The organism is Vibrio ziniensis (assembly GCF_011064285.1).
Classification (GTDB): Bacteria; Pseudomonadota; Gammaproteobacteria; order Enterobacterales; family Vibrionaceae; genus Vibrio; species Vibrio ziniensis.
The window spans coordinates 2,826,018-2,839,086 of record NZ_CP049331.1; the positions used below are offsets into that span (position 1 = coordinate 2,826,018).

Annotated in this window: 3 protein-coding genes, 4 tRNA genes and 3 rRNA genes; 2 read left to right on the forward strand and 8 right to left on the reverse strand. The window is 46.9% G+C overall.

What is annotated here, in order from left to right:
• The first annotated feature begins 75 nt into the window (after positions 1 to 75).
• Positions 76 to 1,434, forward strand: a complete 1,359-nt coding sequence (gene lysC, locus G5S32_RS13045) for a lysine-sensitive aspartokinase 3 (RefSeq protein WP_165312397.1) — start codon at positions 76 to 78, stop codon at positions 1,432 to 1,434.
• A gap of 146 nt (positions 1,435 to 1,580) precedes the next feature.
• Here lysC and metH read toward each other — a convergent pair whose 3' ends face one another.
• Positions 1,581 to 5,261 carry a methionine synthase gene (gene metH, locus G5S32_RS13050; RefSeq protein ID WP_165312398.1) on the reverse strand — a complete coding sequence of 1,227 codons (3,681 nt, stop codon included), beginning with the start codon at positions 5,259 to 5,261 and terminating at the stop codon, positions 1,581 to 1,583.
• A gap of 196 nt (positions 5,262 to 5,457) precedes the next feature.
• Here metH and G5S32_RS13055 point away from each other — a divergent pair, with 196 nt between their 5' ends.
• Entirely contained in the window at positions 5,458 to 6,795 is a 1,338-nt protein-coding gene (locus tag G5S32_RS13055) for a cation:proton antiporter (RefSeq protein ID WP_165312399.1), read from the forward strand.
• A gap of 626 nt (positions 6,796 to 7,421) precedes the next feature.
• Here G5S32_RS13055 and G5S32_RS13060 read toward each other — a convergent pair.
• From G5S32_RS13060 to G5S32_RS13090, 7 genes are all read right to left on the reverse strand, one after another.
• Positions 7,422 to 7,498 (reverse strand) — tRNA-Asp (locus G5S32_RS13060).
• Between the two features lie 70 nt (positions 7,499 to 7,568).
• Positions 7,569 to 7,684, reverse strand: a 5S ribosomal RNA gene (gene rrf, locus G5S32_RS13065).
• 127 nt (positions 7,685 to 7,811) lie between these two features.
• A 23S ribosomal RNA gene (locus G5S32_RS13070) occupies positions 7,812 to 10,701 on the reverse strand.
• A gap of 372 nt (positions 10,702 to 11,073) precedes the next feature.
• Positions 11,074 to 11,149: transfer RNA gene (locus tag G5S32_RS13075), tRNA-Val, on the reverse strand.
• Between the two features lie 30 nt (positions 11,150 to 11,179).
• Positions 11,180 to 11,255: transfer RNA gene (locus G5S32_RS13080), tRNA-Lys, on the reverse strand.
• Positions 11,256 to 11,292: 37 nt separating this feature from the next.
• A tRNA-Glu gene (locus tag G5S32_RS13085) sits at positions 11,293 to 11,368 on the reverse strand.
• 66 nt (positions 11,369 to 11,434) lie between these two features.
• A 16S ribosomal RNA gene (locus G5S32_RS13090) occupies positions 11,435 to 12,977 on the reverse strand.
• The 16S, 23S and 5S rRNA genes sit together here with 4 tRNA genes alongside, the layout of an rRNA operon.
• Between the last annotated feature and the right edge of the window lie 92 nt (positions 12,978 to 13,069).

Here is a 13,069-nt window from a genome sequence, read left to right on the forward strand (position 1 = left end):
AAGAAACTCTCTTCAAAACATTGGAAGTTGGATTACCAACCCTTTTTTATTTCTAGGAAGTCCGGGAGAAATGTAGTGAGCGCATTCAATGTCGCCAAGTTTGGTGGAACAAGTGTTGCAAATTTTGAAGCAATGAGCCGTTGCTCTGCAATTATTGAAAATAATCCACAAACACGATTAGTCGTCAGCAGCGCATGCTCTGGCGTAACGAACTTACTTGTTGAGCTTGCTAATGGTGTTCAAGATGCTGAGCAAAGACTTAACATTATGAAGCAATTGGCTGATATCCATGATGCGATTATCGACCAATTAGCAGACCCAACCAAAGTAGAAAAAGAAGTACATTCGATGCTTGATAGCATCGCAAGCGCTGCCGAAGCTGCCTCTTTCCAATCAAGTAAGAAATTAACCGATCATCTTGTTGCTTGCGGCGAGTTGATGTCGACCTATATTCTTACTCAATTAATGCGTGAGCGCGGCGTAAATACGATTCGTTTCGATATTCGCGAAGTATTAAGAACGGACAATAACTACGGTCGCGCAGAGCCACAAGTTGAAGAAATCGCTAAACTGGCACAAGAGAAGCTTGCTCCACTTTGTGCTGAATACGTGGTTGTTACTCAAGGTTTCATCGGCTCTGATGAACAAGGCAATACCACAACGCTTGGCCGTGGCGGCAGTGATTACTCTGCAGCTTTGATTGCTGAATCAGTAAAAGCTTCTGGCTTAGAAATTTGGACAGACGTACCTGGGATCTACACAACTGACCCACGCATCGCACCAAAAGCTGCACCAATTCCAGAGATCAGCTTTAGTGAAGCGTCTGAAATGGCAAACTTTGGAGCAAAAATTCTGCACCCTTCAACTCTGGTACCAGCACTGCGCCATGAAATTCCGGTGTTTGTTGGTTCATCTAAAGAGCCAGAAAAAGGTGGTACTTGGATTCGCCAACAAGTGGAGAACTCGCCACAGTTCCGCGCACTGGCTCTACGTTGCAACCAAACTATGGTAACGCTTCGCAGTGCGAAGATGTTCCATGCTTATGGCTTCTTAGCGAAAGTGTTCGAAATCCTAGCAAAATACAAAATCTCAGTTGACCTTATCACGACCTCTGAAATCAGTGTATCACTGACTCTAGATAAGACAGACACTTCAGGTGGAGCACCAGAGCTACCACAAGAAGCAAGAGAAGAACTACAAGAGCTGTGTACGGTAGAAGTGGAACATAACCTATGTCTTGTTGCCTTGATTGGTAACCACATGGAGACAAAAGGTTATGCGAAAGAAGTGTTCAGCACATTAGGCGACTTTAACCTACGTATGATTTGCTACGGAGCAAGTGACCATAACCTTTGCTTCCTTGTTGATGCTCATGAATCTAAAGCGGTAATTCAGAAGCTGCATTTGGATCTGTTCGAGAATCGATACAAGTAGTCTTGCTGGTTCTCCCCCTCAGATGAGGGGGAGCTAGAGGGGGTTGAAGTCCACTGAACTTATTAATTATTGCAATCTTAATTAAGCGCGGTGAAAGCAACCCCACCCAGCCTCCCCTTCGAAAGGGGAGGAGTAAAGGCGTATAGCTAGCCGTTGATGTTAGGACCTAACCATTTTTCAGCTTCAACGCTGTCCCAACCTTTACGCTCGGAATAACTCTGAACCTGATCATCTTGGATCTGTGCTACAGCAAAATAGCGCGAGTCAGGGTGTGAAAAATACCAGCCGGAAACAGATGCGCCCGGCATCATTGCGTAACTGGTTGTCAGTTCCATACCAATCTGTTCTTGTACGCCTAGCAGCTCCCAAATAGCGCCTTTTTCCGTATGTTCAGGACAAGCCGCATAACCCGGAGCTGGACGAATACCCTGATACTTTTCGCGAATCAAATCTTCGTTGCTGAGATTCTCATCTGGCGCATAACCCCAAATCTCAGTACGTACTTTCATATGCAGATATTCAGCAAAGGCTTCTGCCAAACGGTCAGCAACCGCTTGCACCATGATCGCATTGTAATCATCACCTTTGGCTTTGAAGTCATCCGCAAGCGCTCGCTCACCAATACCACCAGTAACAGCAAACATACCTACCCAGTCTTGTTTACCACTATGTTTTGAGGCAACAAAATCAGACAAACAGTAGTTGGCACCTTTTGGCTTCTCAGTCTGCTGACGAAGGTTGTGCAGCACTTTAATCACTTGTTGACGCGACTCATCCGCATACACTTCAATATCATCATCAATGCTCGCTGCTGGGAACAAACCACAGATACCATTCGCCTTCATCAGACCTTGTTGCTCAATACGGTCTAACCAATCATTGGCATCTTTGTACAGCTTGCGAGCTTCTTCCCCGACCAACTCGTGATCGAGAATCGCTGGGAACTTGCCAGACAGTGACCAAGTCATGAAGAATGGCGTCCAGTCGATGTACTGACGTAGCACTGAGACATCAAAATCTTTGAATACATGAATACCCGGTTTAACTGGTGCAGGTGGCGTATAAGTCTGCCAATCAATCGCAGCTTTATTCGCACGAGCTTGTTCCAGCGTTACAGGACGGCTCTTCGGTTTTTTACGAGCATGTTGTTCACGGGTTCTTTCGTAATCCAGATTTAAACGCTCTACGAATTCTGGACGACGCTCATCAGAGAGCAATGCTGAACACACACCAACGGCGCGTGAGGCATTGTTCACATACACTACAGGTTGGTGATAGTTCTGCTCAATCTTCACAGCGGTATGCGCTTTAGAGGTTGTCGCTCCGCCAATCAGCAGTGGCAACTCAAAGCCTTGGCGCTCCATCTCTTTAGCCACGTGCACCATTTCATCCAGAGATGGGGTAATCAGTCCAGACAGACCAATAATGTCCACCTTCTGTTCACGTGCAACTTTTAGAATGGTCTCACACGGCACCATCACGCCAAGGTCGATGATTTCGTAGTTGTTACATTGCAGTACAACGCCAACAATATTCTTACCGATATCGTGAACATCGCCTTTCACTGTCGCCAGTAGAATTTTGCCGTTTGAAGAACCGGACTGCTTCATCGCATTAATGTAAGGCTCTAAATAAGCAACCGCCTGCTTCATTACACGAGCCGATTTCACTACTTGCGGCAGGAACATTTTGCCCTCGCCAAACAGGTCACCCACCACGTTCATGCCGTCCATTAATGGACCTTCGATAACTTCAAGTGGCTTAGACGCCTTAGATCGGGCTTCTTCAGTATCTTCAACGATAAATTCAGTAATACCTTTAACCAGTGCGTGCTCTAAACGCTTTTCAACCGGCCAAGTACGCCACTCAAGTAGAGATGCGTCTTCTTCTTTGCCTACTGCGTTTTCACGGTATTCTTCTGCTATCTCAAGCAGACGCTCTGTTGCACCGTTGTCGCGGTTGAGAATAACGTCTTCAACCGCATTACGCAGTTTCTCTGGAACGTTGTCGTATATCTCAAGCTGGCCAGCATTAACGATACCCATATCCATACCATTCTTGAAACAGTGGTATAGGAACACAGCATGAATCGCTTCACGCACGTAGTTGTTACCGCGGAAAGAGAAAGAAACGTTAGATACACCACCAGAAATCATCGCATGAGGAAGCTCACGTTTAATGTCTGCTACTGCATTGATGAAATCAAGCGCGTAGTTATTGTGTTCATCAATACCCGTTGCAACAGCGAAGATATTCGGGTCGAAAATAATGTCTTCCGCAGGGAAACCTACTTGTTCGACAAGAATATTGTAAGCGCGGCGACAAATTTCAATCTTACGTTCACGAGTGTCAGCCTGACCAACTTCGTCAAACGCCATTACGATAACGGCAGCACCGTAACGACGAATCAGTTTCGCCTGATGAATAAACTTCTCCTCGCCTTCTTTTAGCGAGATAGAGTTTACGATGCCCTTACCTTGAATACATTTCAGACCTGCTTCGATAACTTCCCATTTCGAAGAGTCCACCATGATGGGTACTTTCGAAATTTCAGGCTCTGATGCACACAGCTTGAGGAATCGCTCCATACAAGCCATCGCATCCAGCATACCTTCATCCATGTTGATATCGATGATTTGAGCGCCATTCTCAACTTGTTCGCGGGCAACGTCTAAAGCCTCATCGTACAATTCTTCTTTGATAAGACGTTTGAAGCGAGCAGAGCCAGTCACGTTGGTACGCTCACCAACGTTCACGAATAGAGTATCAGCGGCAATGCTCAATGGTTCTAAACCAGAGAGTCGACATTCAACACTGATCTCAGGAATCTCACGTGGCGTAACACCCTCAACCACTTTAGCCATCGCAGCAATGTGAGCAGGTGTTGTACCACAACAGCCACCAACTAAGTTAAGGAATCCCGCTTGTGCCCATTCACCAATATGCTCAGCCATGTCTTCTGGTGACAGGTCATATTCACCAAATGCGTTCGGCAACCCTGCATTCGGGTGAGCAGAAACATAGCATTCTGAAATGCGAGAAAGCTCTTCGACATATTGACGAAGCTCGTCTGGACCTAAAGCACAGTTCAAGCCAAATGAGATAGGACGAACATGACGTAAAGAGTTATAGAATGCTTCTGTTGTTTGACCAGAAAGAGTACGACCGGATGCATCGGTAATCGTACCGGAGATCATGACAGGTAATTGAATACCAAGCTCTTCGAACACTGCATCAACCGCAAAAGCACACGCTTTCGCGTTCAAGGTATCGAAAATAGTTTCAATCAGAATCAAGTCACTGCCGCCTTTTATTAGCGCACGTGTAGATTCAGAGTAAGCCGTCACTAACTGATCGAATTCGATGTTGCGATAACCAGGGTCGTTAACATCAGGAGAGATAGAACAAGTACGGTTAGTTGGACCTAAAACACCCGCGACATATCGTGGCTTATTCGGCGTTTTTGCTGTCCATTCGTCAGCGACTTCACGAGCAAGCTTGGCTGCTGCAAAGTTAATTTCTTCGCTGAGAGACTGCATATCATAGTCAGCCATCGCAATTGTCGTGGCGTTGAAGGTGTTAGTTTCAAGGATATCTGCACCAGCTTCCAAATAAGCAGCGTGAATACCTCTAATCAATTGAGGCTGAGTCAAAACGAGAAGATCATTGTTTCCTTTTAGATCGCAGTGCCAATCCGAAAAGCGTTCGCCACGATAATCTTCCTCTTGCAACTTGTGCTCTTGGATCATGGTTCCCATGCCACCATCGATCAACATGATACGTTGCTTCAATTGCGCTTCGATCTGGTGTTTTAGATTACTACCCACAGTACAGCCTCATTATTCCTTTTTTGCTTGTTCGACATCCTATCACACATTGATTAGAAATCTAGACGTCTAAAACATCTAATTACGATAAATGCGCACGTTAAAATTTTGATAAATCTATAGGTAAAAAGTGTTTGCTATTTGTTCAGCATCAAAGGACAATTTCGCTCACATTTAGTTACATTTGAAGAAGAAAATGTCGGTCTACTACACTCTGTGCTTTCTATCTGCTGCAGCAATGATGATTGCTTTTTTAAACAGCAAGATAGTGAAAATGCAAACCACGATAGCCATTACAGCTGGTTCTATGGTGCTCTCATTACTTATCCTTATTGCTGGTCAAAATGACTGGTTCCATCTTACTCAAATAGCAACAGAAACAGTCACCAGCATCAACTTTGAAAACTTTTTGTTAAAAGGTATTTTAGGTTTCCTTTTATTTGCAGGTGGCCTCGGTATCAAACTTCCCCACTTAAAAGATCAAAAATGGGAGATTACGGTACTTGCACTCGGCGCAACGCTGTTTTCAACCTTCTTCATTGGTTTCGGCTTATATGGATTCTGTTATTTCACAGGCATCCATCTCGATCTTGTCTACTGCTTACTATTTGGCGCTCTGATTTCTCCAACCGACCCGATAGCAGTATTAGCGATTGTTAAAAAGATGAATGCGCCTAAACGTATTTCTACCCAAATTGAAGGCGAGTCTCTATTCAACGATGGTTTCGGTCTAGTTATCTTCGTAACCATCTTTACTATTGCATTCGGTAAAGAAGCTCCAACTGTAGGAAGTGTAGCTGCATTATTTGCTCAAGAAGCGATTGGCGGCATTATTTATGGCTTCCTATTAGGCTTGCTATTCCACTACTTGATCAGCGCAACTAACGACCACTCCATGGAACTGTTACTGACTATTGGTGTACCGACTGCCGGTTATGTGTTTGCAGACGTTATCCATGTATCAGGCCCATTAGCGATGGTGGTATCAGGTATTATGATAGGTAACTGGACTCGCTTTATTGGCTTTTCTAAAGAAAGTGAAGAACATCTCGATCACTTCTGGGAGTTGGTCGATGAATTCTTAAATGGCTTGCTTTTCCTTTTGATCGGTATGTCGATGCTCCTTTTCGAATTCCACAAAGAAGACTGGATCTTAATGTCTTTCGCGATACCGCTAGTGTTAGCAGCACGCTTCAGTAGCGTATTCGTTTCATACTTAGGCTTTAAGCGTTATCGTAAATACAACCCTTGGTCGATTAAGATCTTAACTTGGGGTGGATTGCGTGGTGGTCTAGCATTAGCGATGGCACTGTCAATTCCATCAGGCATGATGGTTATCCCAGATAAACTTATCGACGTAAAAGAGCTGATTCTGGTAATGACCTACGCTGTAGTAGTGTTCTCTATCTTAGTGCAAGGTTCGACAATCACACCGATGATTGACAAGGCCAAACTTAAAGAGAAAGAAATGGAAGAACAGGAACAGACTGCAGAGCAAAGTAACGTACAGCAAAGCCAGCAGCAAAATATCTAAACATTATTTTTTGAAGAGCAGTAACTCCGGTTGCTGCTTTTTTATAGCTATTTAATAGTAAAACCCAGATACGACGAATATCCATCCGTTAAGCCATTCCAACATAGCCAATACCGCCATCACTGGCATAGCGTAGTGCTATTTCCCCTTCCCTTTTAAAGAGAGATTGGGTAAGCATTGCTTCTACGAAATACTCGTTGAACGCGATAAGCTAAGTTCAGTGAAAGCCTCCTCTAACTCCCACCTCGATAAGGGGTAGAACCAAAAGCAAATACCTTAAACTTTGCCTCTATCTCACCTGCAACACTCGACTGAAGATTAAAAGGAGCCAACGAAGTAGAAAATGAGGAATAGCCTGATACCATCCTAGATAACAACATGATCAGACAGAGCATCGGTAGAACAGTGAATGGGCGTCAAACGCAAACGCGCATTCATTTGTCCCTGAAGCTCCGCCGAGCCATCCATGGCTCGGAGGGTTTGCTTATCGACGCCTATTCACTGGTCAGGAAGTTCTCCAGAATGGTATTAAACAAAGAGCAACCAACTGAACTACCGCTCCGCATTGGTCACTTTGCTATAGACGCAAAAAAGCCCCGTCATTTCTGACGAGGCTTCGAAATAAGTGGCGGAGCGGACGGGACTCGAACCCGCGACCCCCGGCGTGACAGGCCGGTATTCTAACCAACTGAACTACCGCTCCGCATTGGTCAGACTATTAAGTCTTTTCTTTGTTTGCCTTCAGATTTATCAATCTGAACACAAGTAATAAAGCCTGGCGATGTCCTACTCTCACATGGGGAGACCCCACACTACCATCGGCGCTAATTCGTTTCACTTCTGAGTTCGGCATGGAATCAGGTGGGTCCAAATCGCTATGGTCGCCAAGCAAATTCTGTTTTTGATTTCACTTTTTATAAAAAAGTGGAAACCAACAAATCGGAAAGCTGTTTAGTGTTCTCTACACATTCAATTCTGCTCTTGCTTTGAGTCCATCAAAACCCCTTGGGTGTTGTATGGTTAAGCCTCACGGGCAATTAGTACAGGTTAGCTCAATGCCTCACAGCACTTACACACCCTGCCTATCAACGTTCTAGTCTCGAACAACCCTTTAGGACACTTAAAGTGCCAGGGAGAACTCATCTCAGGGCTTGCTTCCCGCTTAGATGCTTTCAGCGGTTATCAATTCCGAACTTAGCTACCGGGCAATGCTACTGGCGTAACAACCCGAACACCAGAGGTTCGTCCACTCCGGTCCTCTCGTACTAGGAGCAGCCCCCTTCAATTCTCCAACGCCCACGGCAGATAGGGACCGAACTGTCTCACGACGTTCTAAACCCAGCTCGCGTACCACTTTAAATGGCGAACAGCCATACCCTTGGGACCGACTTCAGCCCCAGGATGTGATGAGCCGACATCGAGGTGCCAAACACCGCCGTCGATATGAACTCTTGGGCGGTATCAGCCTGTTATCCCCGGAGTACCTTTTATCCGTTGAGCGATGGCCCTTCCATTCAGAACCACCGGATCACTATGACCTGCTTTCGCACCTGCTCGAATTGTCATTCTCGCAGTCAAGCGGGCTTATGCCATTGCACTAACCACACGATGTCCAACCGTGTTTAGCCCACCTTCGTGCTCCTCCGTTACTCTTTGGGAGGAGACCGCCCCAGTCAAACTACCCACCAGGCACTGTCCTCGACCCGGATAACGGGTCTGAGTTAGAACATCAAACATACAAGGGTGGTATTTCAAGGACGGCTCCACACAAACTAGCGTCTGCGCTTCAAAGCCTCCCACCTATCCTACACATGTAGGTTCAATGTTCAGTGCCAAGCTGTAGTAAAGGTTCACGGGGTCTTTCCGTCTAGCCGCGGGTACACTGCATCTTCACAGCGATTTCAATTTCACTGAGTCTCGGGTGGAGACAGCGTGGCCATCATTACGCCATTCGTGCAGGTCGGAACTTACCCGACAAGGAATTTCGCTACCTTAGGACCGTTATAGTTACGGCCGCCGTTTACCGGGGCTTCGATCAAGAGCTTCGCGTTACCGCTAACCCCATCAATTAACCTTCCGGCACCGGGCAGGCGTCACACCGTATACGTCATCTTACGATTTTGCACAGTGCTGTGTTTTTAATAAACAGTTGCAGCCACCTGGTATCTGCGACTCTCATCAGCTCCATCCGCGAGGGACTTCACCGTCAAGAGCGTACCTTCTCCCGAAGTTACGGTACCATTTTGCCTAGTTCCTTCACCCGAGTTCTCTCAAGCGCCTTGGTATTCTCTACCCGACCACCTGTGTCGGTTTGGGGTACGATTCCTTACAATCTGAAGCTTAGAGGCTTTTCCTGGAAGCATGGCATCAATGACTTCACTACCGTAGTAGCTCGACATCGTGTCTCAGCCTTAAAGAGAGCCGGATTTACCTAACCCTCAAGCCTACGCACTTGAACCTGGACAACCGTCGCCAGGCCCACCTAGCCTTCTCCGTCCCCCCATCGCAATTGTAAGAAGTACGGGAATATTAACCCGTTTCCCATCGACTACGCCTTTCGGCCTCGCCTTAGGGGTCGACTCACCCTGCCCCGATTAACGTTGGACAGGAACCCTTGGTCTTCCGGCGAGGAGGTTTTTCACCCCCTTTATCGTTACTCATGTCAGCATTCGCACTTCTGATACCTCCAGCATGCTTTACAACACACCTTCAACGGCTTACAGAACGCTCCCCTACCCAATATCCTAAAGGATATTGCCGCAGCTTCGGTTTACTACTTAGCCCCGTTACATCTTCCGCGCAGGCCGACTCGACTAGTGAGCTATTACGCTTTCTTTAAATGATGGCTGCTTCTAAGCCAACATCCTAGCTGTCTGAGCCTTCCCACATCGTTTCCCACTTAGTAGTAATTTGGGACCTTAGCTGGCGGTCTGGGTTGTTTCCCTCTCCACGACGGACGTTAGCACCCGCCGTGTGTCTCCCGGATAGTACTTACTGGTATTCGGAGTTTGCAAAGGGTTGGTAAGTCGGGATGACCCCCTAGCCTTAACAGTGCTCTACCCCCAGTAGTATTCGTCCGAGGCGCTACCTAAATAGCTTTCGGGGAGAACCAGCTATCTCCGAGTTTGATTGGCCTTTCACCCCTAGCCACAAGTCATCCGCTAATTTTTCAACATTAGTCGGTTCGGTCCTCCAGTTGATGTTACTCAACCTTCAACCTGCCCATGGCTAGATCACTCGGTTTCGGGTCTATATCCAGAGACTAAACGCCCAGTTAAGACTCGGTTTCCCTACGGCTCCCCTATACGGTTAACCTTGCCACTGAATATAAGTCGCTGACCCATTATACAAAAGGTACGCAGTCACCCCACGAAGAGGCTCCTACTGCTTGTACGTACACGGTTTCAGGTTCTATTTCACTCCCCTCACAGGGGTTCTTTTCGCCTTTCCCTCACGGTACTGGTTCACTATCGGTCAGTCAGGAGTATTTAGCCTTGGAGGATGGTCCCCCCATATTCAAACAGGATATCACGTGTCCCGCCTTACTCGTTTTCACTTAAAATGACATGTCGGTTACGGGGCTATCACCCTGTATCGCGGCACTTTCCAGAGCCTTCACCTGTGTCATTAAAAGCTTAAGGGCTAATCCAATTTCGCTCGCCGCTACTTTCGGAATCTCAATTGATTTCTTTTCCTCGGGGTACTTAGATGTTTCAGTTCTCCCGGTTCGCCTCATTAACCTATGTATTCAGTTAATGATACGTGCTTATGCACGTGGGTTTCCCCATTCGGAAATCGTAGACTCAAGTGGCTTTTACTGCCTAATCTACGCTTATCGCAAGTTAATACGTCCTTCATCGCCTCTGACTGCCAAGGCATCCACCGTGTACGCTTAGTCACTTAACCATACAACCCCAAGAGGTCTTTCGTATGGCAAACAACCAAGGTTTAGTTGTCTCTCATTATTTGAATGAGCGAGAGACATTTCGATTTTGCCGGACTCAAATATGAATACTTACTTATAAAGTAAGATTCCCAAGAACACTTGAATGTGTATTGGTACCTAAATCATCTCTTCATAAAAAGAAATCATCTAGGATTTGAGAACTTTTAATAAATAACAATTCAATCAAAAATTGTTATTTGTCAGCTTTCCAAATTGTTAAAGAGCAAAGTGTCATCTAAAACACTTTTTAAGGATTCTCGTCGTCAAAAGTCCGAACCACATACCTTTTATTGAAGTGGTTTGGATTTCATTATCCAAAAATGCTTAAAGAGTGGTGGGCGATACCGGGTTCGAACCAGTGACCCCCTGCTTGTAAGGCAGGTGCTCTCCCAACTGAGCTAATCGCCCACATAAGTTTGAATTCTTCGTGGAGAAGAATGGTGGGTCGTGCAGGATTCGAACCTGCGACCAATTGATTAAAAGTCAACTGCTCTACCAACTGAGCTAACGACCCCCTTTTATTCCCTTTCTTTACGAAAAAGAAGTGGAATTGGTATCCCGTAGGGGAGTCGAACCCCTGTTACCGCCGTGAAAGGGCGGTGTCCTAGGCCTCTAGACGAACGGGACACTAAGATACTCTTACTTTCTAAACCTAATCAATCTGTGTGGACACTCATCAAGAGAATCTTTACGTAAGGAGGTGATCCAGCGCCAGGTTCCCCTAGCGCTACCTTGTTACGACTTCACCCCAGTCATGAACCACAAAGTGGCAAGCGTCCTCCCGAAGGTTAAACTACCTGCTTCTTTTGCAGCCCACTCCCATGGTGTGACGGGCGGTGTGTACAAGGCCCGGGAACGTATTCACCGTGACATTCTGATTCACGATTACTAGCGATTCCGACTTCATGGAGTCGAGTTGCAGACTCCAATCCGGACTACGACGCACTTTTTGGGATTCGCTTACTCTCGCAAGTTCGCTGCCCTCTGTATGCGCCATTGTAGCACGTGTGTAGCCCTACTCGTAAGGGCCATGATGACTTGACGTCGTCCCCACCTTCCTCCGGTTTATCACCGGCAGTCTCCCTGGAGTTCCCGACATTACTCGCTGGCAAACAAGGATAAGGGTTGCGCTCGTTGCGGGACTTAACCCAACATTTCACAACACGAGCTGACGACAGCCATGCAGCACCTGTCTCAGAGTTCCCGAAGGCACATCAACGTCTCCGTCGACTTCTCTGGATGTCAAGAGTAGGTAAGGTTCTTCGCGTTGCATCGAATTAAACCACATGCTCCACCGCTTGTGCGGGCCCCCGTCAATTCATTTGAGTTTTAATCTTGCGACCGTACTCCCCAGGCGGTCTACTTAACGCGTTAGCTCCGAAAGCCACGGCTCAAGGCCACAACCTCCAAGTAGACATCGTTTACGGCGTGGACTACCAGGGTATCTAATCCTGTTTGCTCCCCACGCTTTCGCATCTGAGTGTCAGTATCTGTCCAGGGGGCCGCCTTCGCCACCGGTATTCCTTCAGATCTCTACGCATTTCACCGCTACACCTGAAATTCTACCCCCCTCTACAGTACTCTAGCTTGACAGTTTCAAATGCTATTCCGAGGTTGAGCCCCGGGCTTTCACATCTGACTTAACAAACCACCTGCATGCGCTTTACGCCCAGTAATTCCGATTAACGCTCGCACCCTCCGTATTACCGCGGCTGCTGGCACGGAGTTAGCCGGTGCTTCTTCTGTAAGTAACGTCAAACAATGCCGCTATTAACGACACTGCCTTCCTCCCTACTGAAAGTGCTTTACAACCCGAAGGCCTTCTTCACACACGCGGCATGGCTGCATCAGGCTTGCGCCCATTGTGCAATATTCCCCACTGCTGCCTCCCGTAGGAGTCTGGACCGTGTCTCAGTTCCAGTGTGGCTGATCATCCTCTCAGACCAGCTAGGGATCGTCGCCTTGGTGAGCCCTTACCTCACCAACTAGCTAATCCCACCTAGGCATATCCTGACGCGAGAGGCCCGAAGGTCCCCCTCTTTGGCCCGTAGGCATCATGCGGTATTAGCTATCGTTTCCAATAGTTATCCCCCACATCAGGGCAATTTCCTAGGCATTACTCACCCGTCCGCCGCTCGCCACCCAAGGAACAAGTTCCTCTGTGCTGCCGCTCGACTTGCATGTGTTAGGCCTGCCGCCAGCGTTCAATCTGAGCCATGATCAAACTCTTCAATTTAAGATTTTGTCGGCTCAATGAATACTGATTACATTCTTTTGCTTAATAAAAAGCTAAGTAATGTTGAATTGACTGTGCTGAATCTTACGATT

Coding starts and splice junctions, on each gene's coding strand:
- G5S32_RS13055 (WP_165312399.1), top strand. CDS start 5,458: ATGTCGGTCTACTACACTCTGTGCTTTCTATCTGCTGCAGCAATGATG.